Origin of the sequence: Pandoraea communis, from assembly GCF_902459745.1 — a bacterium.
GTDB lineage: Bacteria > Pseudomonadota > Gammaproteobacteria > Burkholderiales > Burkholderiaceae > Pandoraea > Pandoraea communis.
The window spans coordinates 340,228-355,392 of sequence record NZ_CABPSJ010000003.1 but is presented as its reverse complement, the minus strand read 5'-3'; the positions used below and the strand labels follow the sequence as shown (position 1 = coordinate 355,392).

Below are 15,165 nucleotides of genomic sequence, written 5' to 3'. Positions count from 1 at the left end.
CGCCCGCTCACGCGAATCGGCCGGGCGCACCATCGCCGAGCACGAAGCGCCCGCGTCCGCCGTGTTTCGCGTTGTAGAGCGCGCGGTCTGCGGCCTGGAACAGCATGTCGGGCGTCTTGTCCTCACCACGCGCGACCATCGCCACGCCGACACAGGCCCCCACACTCACCTCACCGACGGACAGCACCATTGGCCGCGACGCCAGATCGAGAATCGACATCGCCGTGCGCTCGACGTCGACGACATCCTGAACATCCCCCATGATGACGGCAAACTCGTCGCCGCCGAAACGGGCGATGGCATCGCTCTCACGCACGCTCGCCACAAGCCGCTTGGCCAGCCGCCGAAGCAGTTCGTCACCCAGCGCATGGCCCCAGGTGTCGTTGACCACCTTGAAGCGATCCAGATCGACGAACAGCAGCGCCTGCGCCCCGGCGCCTTCGCGCGCACGTCGCACGGCGTTGGCCAGCGCCTGATCGAATCCCTTGCGATTGAGCAGCCCAGTGAGGTGATCGGTGTGCGATTCACGTCGCCAGCGCCGCTCGTTCGAACGCTCTACGGTGATGTCGCGCACAAATACGTGAACGCCGGCGAGCACATTCTGCGACGCCCACTCCGGTTGATAACTCACTTCGAAGCAGCGATACGCCGCGTCTTCGCCGAAATCCCAGACGAAGGTGGCGGCCTCGCCGGCGTATGCCCGCGACAGGTAAGGCGCAAATTCACGATACAGCGACGGGCCAAGCAACTCGCGCGCCGTCGCGCCGAGAATGCGCTCGCGCGAGTGGCGCAATCGCTGCTCACAGGCCCGGTTCACGAACGCGAAGCGCTCTTCACCGTCGAGAAACGCCACCAAATAGGGCACGCGATCTGCGATCTCCTGCATGCGACGCACGTGCGCGCGTGCCGCCTCGCGCGATATTTCCAGCGCCTCCGTACGATCGCCCAACTGTTCCATCATGTCGCGAAACGTGTTCGCGAGCGCTCCGATCTCGTCGGCACGCTGCACGGGCAGCGATTGCACGGCACGCATATCGCCGGCGCTGCGCTGTACGAGGTTGCGCAGCGTGTCGAGCGGATGCAACATGCGCCGCGCCATCCACCACATCGCAAACGCCGCAATACCGATGGCGGCGATCGCGAGCATGATGACGCGCCGCCGCACCCGCGCGAGCGGATCGAAAGCTTCGGCACCGGGCACTACCGCCACGACCGACCACCCCGTCGTCGTCATGGTCGCGCGCGCGACCAGCGGGTGCATGTGGACGATCTCGTGCTGGCCGGGATCGCGTATACCGCACAACGTCTGCTCCGGCCCCACCGGGGTGAGAATCTTTGTCACATCGGCCTGAATGACGTACCGCGCCGGATTCTCGTTGGTGACCAGACAGTAACGCCCCGTCTCGCCGATCGCGTTGCTCGCCAGATCAACGATAAAATTCTGCCGCAGCAAATTGACTGCCCCGCCGATCACGGCCATCACCTTACCCTGCGCATCGGTGACAGGCACAGCGAGCACGATGCCCGGCGAGCGCGTGATCTTGCCCGCAATCACGCTTGAGGCGGCCTGCGGCGCGCCCGCGAGCAGTTGCTGGAAGTAATCGCGATCGGCAATATTGAAGGGCGTGGCGGGGAACGTCGAGTCGTAGAGCACGCGGCCGTCGGGAGCGGCCACGAAAAGTGTGTTGAACGTCTCCGGCATCGACACCGACATGCCGGCAAAGGTGTCGAACTGCGCGGGCGTCATGGCGTGGAGATCGCCAATATGGCGGGACATACGATGCAGCGCGAGAAACTTTCCCCGCAATTTGTCGTCGAGCTGGTCGGCCACGAGCTTGACCTGCGAGTCCAGCTGCGCCTGCATCGAGTTTCGCAATTCCCCGTAAACGAAAAACTCGATGCCAACGGCCACACCGACGATCAATACCATCGAGACGAGCGCTGTCGCCAACGCGACTCGTCCCTTCAACGACTTCACCATACTGACCCGTGCGAGAGTAGCTTGCGCTGCTTTTTGGTAATTTTTGCGGAGCTTACCACCCGAAACGGCACATTTTCGGGAAACTTGAGAATAATTCGCCCCCTTCATGTGACATGTTTACCGACACCTGAAGGCAACATCGCAGCACGTCGCATGACGGGCCGGGTCAAACCCGTCGTAAAATTGCGCATCCAACGCGCCACGATGGTGCGAACCGGCGCGCTGCATGCCGGCTCACCGCGAGATCCTCCGGCAGGTGCCACCTGCCCAAGGCATCGTGACCCGACTCGCCCGACCCGAATTCATTCATGACGAGCACCCAAGCTACCCCTGCCCCCGCCTCCACCGCACCGATGACGCCGATGATGCAGCAGTACACGCGCATCAAGGCCGAGCATCCGAACATGCTCGTCTTCTATCGCATGGGCGACTTCTACGAGCTGTTCCATGATGACGCGGCCAAGGCGGCACGCCTGCTCGACCTCACGCTTACCGCGCGCGGCCAGTCCGGCGGTCAACCGATCCGCATGGCCGGCGTTCCCCATCACGCCGTGGAGCAATATCTTGGCAAGCTGGTCAAGCTAGGCGAATCGGTCGCCATCTGCGAGCAGATCGGCGACCCGGCCACCGCCAAGGGCCCCGTGGAGCGCAAAGTCGTGCGCATCGTTACCCCCGGCACGCTGACCGACGCCGCGCTGCTCAGCGACAAGGTCGATCAGTATCTGCTCGCCGTGCAGATACCCCCGGCCCGGCGCGCCAGCGAATGCATCGCCGGCCTCGCGTGGCTGTCGCTCGCCAGCGGCGAACTGCGCCTGATGGAAGTGGCCGCCGATAAGCTGCCGCGCGAGCTGGAGCGCATCCGCCCGGCCGAGACACTCGTGCCGGATAGCGCCTTGAAAACGTTCGAGGGCCTTTCCCTCGGCACCACGACCCGGGTGCCCGACTGGCATTTCGACACGGCTGCCGGCACGCAGCGACTGCGCGATCAACTCGGCGTTGCCAGCCTGACGGCCTTCGGCTGCGATGGCCTGAACCCCGCGCTAGGTGCGGCCGGTGCGCTACTGCAATACGCAGCCGCTACGCAGGGCCAGTCGCTGCGCCATGTGCAAAGTCTGAACGTGGAGCGGGAAGCGGCCTATATTGGCCTGGACGCCGCGACCCGGCGCAATCTGGAACTCACCGAGACGCTGCGCGGCACCGAATCGCCAACGCTGCTCTCGTTGCTCGACACCTGCGGCACCACGATGGGCAGCCGCCTGATGCGTCACTGGCTTCACCACCCGATGCGCGATCAGCAGGTGCCGCAGTCGCGCCAACAGGCCATCGCCACGTTGCTCGAAGGCCCCGGCACGTGGCGCGCGCTGAACAGCGAACTGCGACATGTGGCGGACGTCGAGCGAATTACGGCACGTCTGGCACTGCTCACGGCGCGTCCACGCGATCTGTCGAGCCTGCGCGATGCCTTGCGCCGTCTGCCCGAGCTGCACACCACACTGCGCGCCGTCGAAACAAGTTCGCCGCTGCTTGCCATCCTGCACGAAGACCTTGCCATTCCCGACGCCGCGCTCGCGCTGCTCACGAGCGCCGTTGCGCAAGACCCGGCTGCGATGGTGCGCGACGGCGGCGTCATCGCGCGCGGCTACGATGCCGACCTCGACGAGTTGCGGGACATCTCGGAGAACTGCGGACAGTTCCTCATCGATCTGGAAACGCGCGAGCGTGCCCGTACCGGCATCAACAATTTGCGTGTCGAGTTCAACAAGGTGCATGGCTTTTATATTGAAGTCACGCGCGGCCAGACCGACAAGGTGCCCGATGACTATCGTCGCCGTCAGACGCTCAAGAATGCCGAGCGCTACATCACGCCGGAACTGAAGACATTCGAAGACAAGGCGCTGTCTGCACAGGAACGTTCGCTCGCCCGGGAAAAACTGCTTTACGACGCGCTGCTGCAAGCCCTGCTGCCGCACATCACCGAGTTCAAGCGCATTGCGCAGGCACTCGCCCAACTGGACGTTCTCTCCGCCCTGGCCGAACGCGCCGAGACACTGGGCTGGGTAAAGCCCGAGCTGGTGCAAGATCGCGTGGTGGACATTCGTCAGGGTCGTCATCCGGTCGTTGAGCAACAGGTGGAGCGCTTCATCGCCAACGATTGTTCGCTGGGCGATGCCCGCCGCCTGCTGCTCATCACCGGCCCGAACATGGGCGGTAAGTCGACGTTCATGCGTCAGACCGCGCTGATCGCCCTGCTCGCTTACGTGGGCTGCTACGTGCCCGCCGAGGCCGTACGCCTCGGGCCGCTCGATGCCATCTTCACGCGTATCGGCGCCTCGGACGACCTCGCGGGCGGACGCTCGACGTTCATGGTCGAGATGACCGAATCGGCGGCGATTCTGCATACGGCAACCGACCAGAGCCTCGTGCTGATGGACGAAATCGGACGCGGCACGTCGACGTTCGATGGCCTCGCGCTAGCATGGGCGATTGCGCGGCATCTGCTCGGTCACAATCGCTGCTACACGTTGTTCGCCACGCACTATTTCGAACTGACGCAACTCCCGGACGAATTCCCGCAATGCGCGAACGTGCATCTGTCGGCCGTAGAGCATGGTGAAGGCATCGTGTTCCTGCACGCGGTTCAGGATGGCCCCGCGAGCCAGAGCTACGGCTTGCAGGTCGCGCAGCTTGCCGGGGTGCCGATGCCGGTCATTCGCGCGGCGCGCAAGCATCTTGCGTTGCTCGAACAGCAGGCGCTCGATCCGGCCGCACCGCAGCTCGATCTGTTCGCGCCCCGCGCGCCCATCGAGGACGATCTCGACGACGATGCCGGCAGCGTGGCGGCACATCAGGGGACACCTGATACGACACGTCGGGCCGCCGCACTCGACCTGGACGCCGAGGCCGCGCTGGCGCGTCTGGCACAGATCGATCCGGACGACCTTCGTCCGCGCGAAGCGCTTGAACTGTTGTATGAACTGCGAGGCCTGATGGACGGCCGCGCGAACCACTGACTTCCCGTGTTGAAGCTGCGTCGCCTGCGCGCCCCTCGCCACCCCCGCGTCGGCTTGTTCGCGGTGTGCTTCGTGGCACTTGCGCTGGCGACGGGTTCAACGTTGGCAGCAGCGTCGCAGGGCAACGCGAAGCCCGCCGCGAAAGCCGTGGCCAAGAGCGCACCCAAACCGCCGCCGTTCGATTTTGCCGTGCTCGGCAATACCCCGTTCGGGAATGCCGAAGTGCCCGTGGTGCGCAGCGTGCTGACCAACATTGGCGACACGCAGGCTGCATTTGTCGTTCACGCGGGCAATATCAAAGACGTCACGGAGTCGTGCCGTGACGAACTCATCACGCAGCGCCTGAGTCTGCTCGCCAGTTCTCCCAAGCCGCTTCTCTATGTGCCCGGCGCTAACGACTGGGCCGATTGCCAGCGCGCCAGCGAGGGGAGCTACAACCCCGTGGAGCGCCTCGATTTTCTGCGCGATCACGCATTCAACGACGATGCGCTGCTCGGCCCGGGCCCCGTGGGTTACGCACAGTTCGACATCACGCGTCAGAGCGACATGGCACGCTTTCGCCAGTATCACGAGAACGTGCGGTGGTTCTATCGCGGCGTGGTGTTCGTCGGCCTGAACCTTCCGGGTAACAACAACAATTACCGCTCGGCCGGAGGACGCAACGGCGAATACGAAGATCGGGTCATTGCAACGCGCGTCTGGTTGCAGCACGCGGCGGTCTACGCACAACAGAAGGACGCTATTGGCATGGTCATCGTCGCGCAAGCCGATCCGGAGTTCGAACCGGCGCACAGCGGTGGTCTGGGCGGCATCTTCTCGGAGCGGTCCGGACGGCACGGGATCGATGGCTATAAGGATTTCCGTGCGCAGTTGCTGCGCCTTGCCAATCGCTTCAAAGCGCCAATCCTGTTGATCGACAGCGGCAAGACGATGCGTCACACGCAACCGCTGCGCGATACCCACGGCGCGCCCGTCAAGTCATTCACGCAACTGAGCAGCTATGGCTCGCCCGCGGCAGACCGCTGGGTGCGCGTGCGCGTCGATCCGCGTACGCCGCAACTGTTCCGCTTCGAGAGCGTGGCGCTCGCCCCCAATAGCGCGGCAGCGGCCAATGCTCAGCGCAGCAGTGGCGCGGCGCCGGCATCGGTCGTCGCGCCGAACCCCGAACCCGGCAGAACGTCCGCCAGCCCCTCAGGCGCTGCGCCCTACGCCGCGCCGTACTCCGCCGTCTATCCGTCGTCCGGTCTGGTCACCGGAGCCAGTTCGGTCAGCTCGGACCCCAATCAGGGCGTCACGCCCATCGGCCCCGCACGCACGCCCAACACGGCGACACATCCCGCCGCGCACAGCCGCTGAGCGAGGCCCTGGAAACGCAAACGCCGGGTCCGGCGCATCGCGATATGCAATGCGCCGGACCCGGCGAATGTCCTGATACGGCTTTCGCGCGTCGTGCGTCGCCTGCACTGCCCTTAGACAGCAGTGCGACGCCGAAACTCAGTGCAGCGTCGGTGCGTCGTCTTCGTCTTCGTCGACGACCTCGAGACCCGACGCACCATGCGCGTGCTGGTGCTCGATTTCCTCTTCCGTCGCCTGACGCACGTCGGTCACCTTCAGATCGAAACGCAGCGCCATGCCCGCGAGCGGATGATTGCCGTCGAGCACAACCTTGTCGTCGGCAACGTCCGTCACCGTGTAGATCAACGTGTCGGACTCATCGTCACCATCTTCCGGCGTGCCTTCGAACTGCATGCCGACTTCCAGCGGCTCCGGGAAACGGCCACGCTCTTCGACCTTGATCAACTCGGAATCGTAGTCGCCGAACGCGTCGGCCGGTTCCAGTTGCAGTTGCGCCTCATAGCCAACGTCCTGGCCATCGAGCGCTTCCTCGATCTTGGGGAACGTGCCATCATAGCCGCCGTGCAGATAAACCATCGGCTCGGCGCCGCTTTCTTCGATCAGGTTGCCCTGAGCGTCCGACAACTTGTAAGTCACCGAGACGACGGTATTCTTTTCGATCTTCATCAAACTCTCCGGAAAACAGCCCGCATTATACGCGCAGCCGTATGACAGCGCCCCGGCAGTAACCTGAAGCGACATCGAGGTCCGCAAGCGGGCGCACCGCGTGTTCGCATTGTGTTCATTCCTGCACCTCGCGCAAGCACGCGCCGGGCTGCCATCGGATGACAGACACCGGCGCCGTTGCCTCCCGCTGTCACTTTTAACGCATCGATCTACGCATGACGACATCCCGCCCCACATCGCCCCTGCTCGGCGGTCTCGCGCCCGAGGCCTTCATGAAGCGCTACTGGCACAAGCGCCCGCTACTCATCCGGCAAGCGATCCCCGGCTTTACCGCGCCGCTCTCGCGCGACGCGCTGTTCGCACTCGCCGCGCAGGACGACGTCGAATCTCGACTCATCAGCCATGCGCGCAAGCGCTGGCAACTTGAGCACGGCCCGTTCGATGCCACCGATTTGCCGCCGCTCACGCGCAAACAATGGACGCTTCTCGTGCAAGGTGTGAATCTGCACGCGCCGGCCGTCGATGCCCTCATGCAACAGTTTCGCTTCATTCCCGACGCTCGTCTCGACGACGTGATGATCAGCTACGCCACCGATGGCGGCGGTGTGGGACCGCATCTCGACTCCTACGATGTCTTTCTGCTGCAAGCCCATGGCAAGCGTCGCTGGCGCATCGGGCCGCAACGTGACACCACATGGCTCGAGGGTGTGCCGCTGCGCATCCTGAAGCACTTCGAAGCCGAAGAGGAATGGGTGCTCGAGCCAGGCGACATGCTGTATCTGCCGCCAGGCTATGCACACGACGGTGTCGCCGAAGGCGAGTGCATGACGTACTCGATCGGTTTTCGCGCGCCGCTCGAGCAGGAGATGCTTCAGAACTTCCTGCACTACCTTGCCGAGAACGCCCCCGAATTGCCGTTCGCACGTCATTTCGCTGGCCGATACGCCGACCCGTCGCAATCTGCCGTCAAGCATCCTGCCGCGCTGCCCGATGCCATGATCGACACACTCGTCTCGCAACTCGAAAAGGTGCGCTGGGGACAGAAAGAGGTGGAGGACTTCCTTGGGCGCTGGTTGAGCGAACCGAAGTCGCATGTGTTTTTCGACCCGCCGGAAACGCCGCTTTCAGAGACGCGTTTCGTCCGCGAAGCGTCGTCGCGCGGCCTGGCGCTCTCGGCGAAGACACAATTGTTGTATCGACGCAACCGATACTACGTCAACGGTGAGCCGCTCGAAGTCCCCGTCAGTGCAAGATCGACGTTACGGCGCCTCGCCGACCTCCGTCGACTGGATGCCGAGGAATGTGCGAGTTTCGAGCAAAATAGCCAAGAAATCGTCGAAATTCTGTACGATTGGTATACTTCGGGATGGCTGCAACTCGAACCAGACTCGAAGACCGTGCGAAAGTTGCGCGCTGTAAGGAAAAAAGCGGGGTAAATGCGCGAGATTGACGTGACGCGTTGGGGAAAACCCAATATAATTTCTCGCCAAGCAGCTTGCATGACCAAGGGTAATCCTCAATTGCCAATGTCTCGCAATCGGCTTTGCGCTGGCAAGAGCGTATTACCGTAATTAATATTCATTCGCTTGTCTTCTACCATAAAAGGACGTGATCATGAAGAAGTCTCTCCTCGTCGCTTCGTTGTTGGCTATCGCCCTGACCGCCTGCGGCAAGAAGGAAGAAGCCGCCGCTCCGGCCGCTGACGCTGCCGCTTCGGCTGCCTCGGCTGCTGCTGATTCGGCCGCTTCGGCTGCTGGCGCTGCTGCCAACACGGTTGCTTCGGCTGCTGGTGCTGCTGCTGACACGGTCGCTTCGGCTGCTGGTGCTGCCGCTGACGCCGTTGCTTCGGCTGCTGACGCTGCTGCCAGCAAGTAAGCTCTCGCTGCCGCAAGGCAGTTGAGCAAAAAAAGCCGGTCTTTCGACCGGCTTTTTTTATTCCTGCGCGTCGTATCGCATCCGCCCTGGCCACCCCGCCCTGCCGACAGCTCAATGCGACGGGCCTACGCCGCTAGCACGCCAACCAGTCAAAGCCCCCTGCCTGCGTCGCCACGAGTATCTCCGTTGTCTCGGTGCCGATGACAGCGGACATCGCCGCCATGGCCAGTTCAGGCGTGTTGTTCTGCTCGCTCAAATGCGCGCAAATCACGCGCTGCAGCTTCGCTCTGTCGATCGCCGCCAGAATCTCTGCGGCCGCCTCGTTCGCCAGATGACCATAGATGCCACCGATTCGCGCTTTGAGCGACGCCGGATACTTACTATTGGCCAGCATCTCGCGATCATGGTTGCATTCGAGCACCAAGGCATCGCAGCCGCCCAGTGTGGCGATCAAGTGAGCGGTCGGGCACCCGGCATCCGTGAGCACCCCCAAGCGGCGCACGCCGTCGGAAAACACGAACTGAAGCGGTTCACGCGCATCGTGAGGCACGGTGTAGGGGTGAAGCTCGATACCGCCTACCGCCAAAGGCTCGTCGGAACGACACCAGCGCACGAGCGCATCGTCGTCGCCAGCCTTGAGGGTTGCGTGTACTTTGACGGCCTGCCCCGTTCCCCAACTCATGATGAGAGGAATCCGGTACTTGCGCGTGAGGGAAAGGGCACTGCCGATGTGGTCGGCATGCTCATGCGTGATGACGATGGCGTCGAGCGACGTCACGTCGATCGAGCGTGCCGCAAGACGCCGCTCGACCTCCCGCATCGAGAAACCGCAATCGAGAAGAATACGTGTCGTGGAGGCGCCTTCCGACGCCTCCACCAGCAGGGCATTACCTTCGCTGCCACTGCCTAAACTGGCGAATCGCACGCCCCGCCTTAACGGAGCTGGTTGCCAATTACGCTGATGATCGTCTGCGCGATCTGCGAATTGTCGACGTTACCCTTGTCGTCGAGCACCTGCACGCGCGTCTGGCTGTCGCCGCGCCCTTGCACGTTCACGCTGTACTTCTTGGCCTTCTTGCTGTCCTGCACTTCCTTCGCATGGAACAGGCTATAGAAGAAGCCATTGTCCTTGGCGAGCGTTGCCGGATCGACGTAGCTCACGAAGTACAGACCCTTCGCGCGGTCGCGATCGTCCACGGTGAAGTTACCGCGGTCGAGCGCCACACCAACGCGACGCCATGCACGATCGAACGGCTCGTTGATATCAAGATAGGCCGCGTCTGCCGTCTTCACGACCTGGCTCGTCGGCACGCCCGTCTTGGCGCCCTCAACCTGAGCCTGAGCCTGCTCCACCTGCACGCCGAAGCGTTGCATCAGCTTGGTCAGGAAGATCGCCTCGAGGCCCGGATCATTCGGTGCCGGCTCCCACTTGGTCGTGTCCTTCTGCGAGTTCGTGAACACTTCCACCATACGGCGATGCGTGATGTAGATGTCCGTGCCGCCGTTCGGATCACGTTCCACGCGAGTGCGGAAGCGGTCGCGTTCGCCGGTCGAGTACAGACCGTCGAGCACCTTGCCGAGCAGATCGCGGATGATGTCCTGATTCAGCTTTGCACGATTCTCTGCCCAATCGGTTTCCATCACGCCCGTGTCAGGCGAGTCGATCGTCAGCACGAAGCCGTTCTCTTGCCAGAATTCACGCAGCGTCGGCCACAGATCGCCGGGAGCCTTCTGAATCACCAGCCAGCGCTCGTTGCCGTCGCGCACGACCTTCATGCCAGGCACAGCCGGCAGCACGGTGTCCGTCGGGTTCGTCGCCACGACCTTCTGCTGCGTCTCGTAGGTCGACAGTGTGGCGGTACCGGCCGGAGTCACGTACTTGCGATCAGCGGCCTGAACATTCGTCAGATCCGGGGGAACGTCGAGCGAGGGGCCGGTCTTCGAGCTTTTGTAGTCCACCTTATCGGAGGACAAGGCACTCGAGAGGGAGCTGCATCCGGCGACGAGGGCCAACGAGGCAATAGCGGCCCATGCCAGCACGGGACGAGCTACGGAATTACTGACGATTCGTTTCATGAGTCGCAAAAAAAGGTGGGCAATCGAACCCGGGGGCTTGAACGACAGCTTAGACAACGGCGATGTTGGCCGACTTGAGAGCACCCAGCACCGTGTCCTGATACGCCTGCGCAAGCGGCGTGAGCGGCAGGCGGATGCCCGACGCGATCATGCCCATTTGTTGCAGCGCCCACTTCACGGGGATCGGATTGGCTTCGACGAACATGGCACGGTGCAGTTCGAACAACTGGAATTGCAGTTCCCGTGCCTTGACCACATTGCCGGCCAGCGCAGCGACGCACAATTCGTGCATCGCACGCGGTGCCACGTTGGCAGTGACCGAGATATTACCCTGACCGCCCATGAGCATGAGCGCAACTGCCGTCAGGTCGTCGCCGCTATACACGGCAAAGTGCTTCGGGGCACGCCGGATCAGGTCGATACCACGATCCAGATTACCCGTGGCGTCTTTCACGCCGACGATGCCGGGCACTTGCGCCAGACGCAGCAGCGTATCGTTGCTGGCATCTGCCACGGTACGGCCGGGCACATTATAGAGGATGACCGGCAGCTCAACGGCTTCGGCAATGGCGCGGAAGTGCTGGTACTGGCCTTCCTGCGTGGGCTTGTTGTAGTACGGCACGACCTGAAGCGATGCATCGGCACCGACCTGCTTCGCATGCTTCGTCAGTTCGATGGCTTCCGCCGTCGAATTGCCGCCCGTGCCGGCAATCACCGGCACCTTACGCCCGCGCGAAGCACCGGCTTCCGCCGTTTGCTGCACGGCGATCTCAATGAGTTCGCAATGCTCTTCGACGTTCACGGTCGGCGATTCGCCCGACGTACCGACGATCACGATGCCGTCAGTGCCTTCATCGACATGCCAATTGATGAGGTTACGCAGTGCTTCACGGTCAAGGCTGCCGTCTTCTGCCATCGGCGTGACAATCGCGACGATACTGCCTTGAATCGGAGTTTGGGTAGTCATGGTTGATCGAACAATTCAGCGATAAGGGTGGATTGTAGCGGATTACGCGGTCGCCTCGTACAGCGCGGCAGCGCCGGGGTTTTCCCCGGGGGCAGCGCGCGTCGCGCACAAACGCTGAACGCACGCCGCACGCGGCGCAGGCAACGTGACATCCTCGAAGGCGACCACGCGCAAATCCGCCGTGCGCGCCGTATCAAGCAACTCACCCGGCGCCAGCAGAAACAGTGGATTGGACGGTTTTCCGTATCTTTCGTTTCCCTGCGCAAAGGTTTCATAAATCAGCACGCCGCCCGGTGCCACGCTGGCGGCAATGTGCGAGAGCAGCGGCCGGTGCAGATAATTCGTGACAACGACGGCATCGAACGTTGCGCCCTCGGCCAACGGCCACGGCGCGCCTTCGAGATCGGCCGCCAGTGTCGTGACGTTCGCCAGCATTGACATGGTGGCAAGTGCCACCTCGTCGCGATCGACGGCGGTGACTTGCGCACCTCGTGCCGCAAGCCAGCGCGCGTGACGTCCGTGGCCGCACGCCAGATCGAGGACACGCGCCCCCGATGGAATCAGATGCGTCCAACGCACCAGCCACGGCGACGGAGCGCCCACGCCGTGCATCATGCCGGGAACGCCAGCATCCGTCATGAATATTGCAGCCCCATGGCTTCGCGCACGTCGCGCATGATTTCCTGCGCAGATTTTCGAGCTTTCTCACAGCCATCGGCCACGATGGCGCGCAGCAGCGACGGATCGTCCATGTATTTTTGCGCGCGCTCGAGCATCGGTTGCTGCTCGCGCAGAATGCCGTCGATGACCGGCTGCTTGCACTCGAGGCAACCGATACCGGCGCTGCGGCAGCCCTTCTGCACCCAGTCGCGCGTATCGTCGTCGCTGTAGACCTGATGCAGTTGCCACACCGGACACTTCTCGGGATCGCCCGGATCGGTGCGACGCACACGCGCCGGATCGGTCGGCATGGTGCGCACTTTCTTGGTGATCGATTCTGCGTCTTCGCGCAGACCGATGGTGTTGTTATAGGATTTCGACATCTTCTGGCCGTCGAGCCCCGGCATGCGCGACGCCGGCGTGAGCAAGGCCTGCGGCTCGACCAGAATCAGCTTGCGCGCGCCTTCGAGATAACCGAAGAGCCGTTCGCGGTCTCCCAGCGACAGCGACTGCGACTCGGAGAGCATCGCACGGGCCTGCTCGAGCGCTTCGTCGTCCCCCTGCTCCTGATAGGCCGTACGCAGTTCCAGATACAGCTTCGAGCGCTTGCCACCAAGCTTGCGCGCAGCCGCCAGCGCCTTCTCCTCGAAGCCGGCTTCGCGGCCGTAAAGGTAGTTGAAACGACGCGCGATCTCGCGCGTCATTTCCACGTGCGGCACCTGATCCTCCCCCACCGGCACATGCAGCGCGCGGTAAAGCAGAATGTCGGCCGCCATAAGCACGGGATACCCCAGGAAGCCGTACGTCGACAGGTCTTTTTCCTTGAGCTTCTCGATCTGTTCCTTGTACGTCGGCACGCGTTCGAGCCAGCCCAACGGTGTGCTCATGCCGATGAGCAGCGCCAGTTCGGCGTGCTCGGGCACCTTGCTCTGGATGAAGAGCGTGGCCTGGTTCGGATCGATGCCTGCCGCCAGCCAGTCGATCAGCATGTCCCAAACGTTCTGCTCGATGACTTCCGGCGTTTCATAGTGCGTGGTGAGCGCATGCCAGTCGACCACGCAGAAATAGCACGGGTACTCCGACTGAAGCCGAATCCAGTTCTTGAGCACGCCGTGATAGTGGCCGAGGTGCAGACGACCGGTCGGTCGCATGCCGGAAAAAACGCGTTCGGGGTACATGGTCTTGTTGTCTTCTGCAAAAGCTTCAGGAAACCAGCAAAAACAGCGGCGTGAGCATCCAGACGATGAGGTCTCGCCCCCACTGGATGAGCGGCCACAGCCACACACGGCCAAGCACGCCGCTCACCACCAGCGCCATCACGATGAAAAAGCCGAAGGGCTCCACCCGCGACAGCGTGTAGGCAGCGCGCGCCGGCAGCAGCGACACGAGCACGCGGCCGCCATCGAGCGGCGGCACCGGAAACAGGTTGAACATGCACATCACGAGGTTCACCAGCAGGCCCGCCTGCGCCATCATCATGAAGAACGGCTCGTGAACGCCGATCACTTGCAAGCCTAGTCCGAACACGGCCCAAAGTATCGCCTGAACGAAATTGCAGAGCGGGCCGGCGAGCGCCACCCAGATCGTATCGACGCGTGGATTGCGCAGGCTGCCGAACGCCACCGGCACCGGCTTCGCGTAGCCGAACAGAAATGCTCCGCTCGTCATGAAGTAAAGCGCGAGCGGCACGAGCACCGTACCGATCGGGTCGATATGCTTGAAGGGATTGAGCGTCACACGTCCCATCAGATAGGCCGTGGGGTCGCCGAAATACTTGGCGACGTAGCCATGCGCGGCCTCGTGCAACGTAATCGCAAAGAGGACGGGGAGCGCGTAGACCGCAATGGTCTGGATCAGGTCTGCATTCATAGCCTGCTATTGTAACAAGCAGACCCGCACGCCAGTATTACCGCGCATTGCAAAGCGGCGATATGCGCCCCGTCACGACAGCCCGAAGGGCGCCAGCGAGCCGCGCCCGCGGCGCAGCACCTCGGGCGGCGTCACCGTCAGATCGATCACCGTCGACGGCTCTTTCGGACAAGCGCCGCCATCGATCACCAGATCCAGTTGCTTTTCCAGCCGCTCGCGAATCTCTTCAGGGTCGTTCAGCGGCTCGGTTTCGCCCGGCAAAATCAGCGTAGTGGCGAGCAGCGGCTGGCCCAGCTCCTCAAGCAACGCGAGCGTAATGGCATGCTCCGGCACCCGCAAACCAATCGTCTTTCGCGATGGATGGGAGAGACGGCGCGGCACCTCCTTCGTCGCCTCGAGAATGAAAACGTACGGCCCCGGCGTGGTCGCCTTGATCAATCGATACTGCCGGTTGTCCACCATGGCGAACTCCGCCAGCTCCGACAGATCGCGCACCAGCAGCGACAGCAGTTGCTTCTCGTCAAGACCACGAACGCGGCGCAGATGATCGACGGCCTGCTTGTCGTCGATATGACAGGCGATCGCGTAGCTCGAATCGGTCGGTAAGGCCACGATGCCGCCCTTGTCGATGATCTGGGCGGCCTGCTTGATGAGTCGTGACTGAGGATTTTCCGGATGAATCTGGAAGAATTGCGACATAGCGT

The 15,165-nt window shown here is 62.8% G+C and carries 13 protein-coding genes; 4 read left to right on the top strand and 9 right to left on the bottom strand.

Annotation, left to right across the window (positions count from 1 at the left end):
- Window positions 1–7: 7 nt before the first annotated feature.
- Window positions 8–1,981, bottom strand: a complete 1,974-nt coding sequence (locus PCO31110_RS12390) for a sensor domain-containing diguanylate cyclase (RefSeq protein ID WP_010807419.1) — start codon at window positions 1,979–1,981, stop codon at window positions 8–10.
- Window positions 1,982–2,289: 308 nt separating this feature from the next.
- Between PCO31110_RS12390 and mutS the strand changes: the two genes are divergently transcribed.
- Window positions 2,290–4,992 (top strand): DNA mismatch repair protein MutS, encoded by a 2,703-nt coding sequence (gene mutS, locus PCO31110_RS12385; protein ID WP_150690564.1) that lies wholly within the window; start codon window positions 2,290–2,292, stop codon window positions 4,990–4,992.
- A gap of 6 nt (window positions 4,993–4,998) precedes the next feature.
- Entirely contained in the window at window positions 4,999–6,348 is a 1,350-nt protein-coding gene (locus PCO31110_RS12380) for a hypothetical protein (protein ID WP_010807421.1), read from the top strand.
- A gap of 138 nt (window positions 6,349–6,486) precedes the next feature.
- On the opposite strand, the gene PCO31110_RS12375 is transcribed toward PCO31110_RS12380, so the two are convergent.
- A complete protein-coding gene (locus PCO31110_RS12375; protein ID WP_010807422.1) occupies window positions 6,487–7,014 on the bottom strand; it encodes an FKBP-type peptidyl-prolyl cis-trans isomerase in 528 nt (175 codons plus the stop codon).
- Between the two features lie 215 nt (window positions 7,015–7,229).
- Between PCO31110_RS12375 and PCO31110_RS12370 the strand changes: the two genes are divergently transcribed.
- Window positions 7,230–8,450 (top strand): cupin domain-containing protein, encoded by a 1,221-nt coding sequence (locus tag PCO31110_RS12370; RefSeq protein ID WP_150690563.1) that lies wholly within the window; start codon window positions 7,230–7,232, stop codon window positions 8,448–8,450.
- Between the two features lie 178 nt (window positions 8,451–8,628).
- The gene (locus PCO31110_RS25680; RefSeq protein WP_081636109.1) at window positions 8,629–8,889 is read left to right on the top strand and encodes a hypothetical protein; all 261 of its coding nucleotides are present in this window, start codon (window positions 8,629–8,631) and stop codon (window positions 8,887–8,889) included.
- 133 nt (window positions 8,890–9,022) lie between these two features.
- Here the strand turns inward: PCO31110_RS25680 and PCO31110_RS12360 are convergent, their stop codons facing one another.
- From PCO31110_RS12360 to PCO31110_RS12330, 7 genes are all read right to left on the bottom strand, one after another.
- Window positions 9,023–9,814, bottom strand: coding sequence for an MBL fold metallo-hydrolase (locus PCO31110_RS12360; protein WP_150690562.1), 792 nt, complete (start codon window positions 9,812–9,814; stop codon window positions 9,023–9,025).
- Window positions 9,815–9,822: 8 nt separating this feature from the next.
- Window positions 9,823–10,965 (bottom strand): NlpB/DapX family lipoprotein, encoded by a 1,143-nt coding sequence (gene bamC / locus PCO31110_RS12355; protein WP_036660962.1) that lies wholly within the window; start codon window positions 10,963–10,965, stop codon window positions 9,823–9,825.
- 49 nt (window positions 10,966–11,014) lie between these two features.
- Window positions 11,015–11,932 carry a 4-hydroxy-tetrahydrodipicolinate synthase gene (dapA, locus tag PCO31110_RS12350; RefSeq protein ID WP_010807426.1) on the bottom strand — a complete coding sequence of 306 codons (918 nt, stop codon included), beginning with the start codon at window positions 11,930–11,932 and terminating at the stop codon, window positions 11,015–11,017.
- A 42-nt stretch (window positions 11,933–11,974) separates the two neighbouring features.
- Complete coding sequence (locus PCO31110_RS12345; protein ID WP_150690561.1) at window positions 11,975–12,571, bottom strand: class I SAM-dependent methyltransferase; 597 nt, start codon at window positions 12,569–12,571, stop codon at window positions 11,975–11,977.
- Window positions 12,568–13,770 (bottom strand): tryptophan--tRNA ligase, encoded by a 1,203-nt coding sequence (locus PCO31110_RS12340; protein ID WP_010807428.1) that lies wholly within the window; start codon window positions 13,768–13,770, stop codon window positions 12,568–12,570. Before PCO31110_RS12340 ends, PCO31110_RS12345 begins: the two co-directional genes overlap by 4 nt.
- 25 nt (window positions 13,771–13,795) lie before the next feature.
- Window positions 13,796–14,461: a site-2 protease family protein gene (locus tag PCO31110_RS12335; RefSeq protein WP_010807429.1), complete on the bottom strand. Its 666-nt coding sequence runs from the start codon at window positions 14,459–14,461 to the stop codon at window positions 13,796–13,798.
- A 72-nt stretch (window positions 14,462–14,533) separates the two neighbouring features.
- Window positions 14,534–15,160, bottom strand: a complete 627-nt coding sequence (locus PCO31110_RS12330; RefSeq protein ID WP_150690560.1) for an L-threonylcarbamoyladenylate synthase — start codon at window positions 15,158–15,160, stop codon at window positions 14,534–14,536.
- Window positions 15,161–15,165 lie beyond the last annotated feature (5 nt).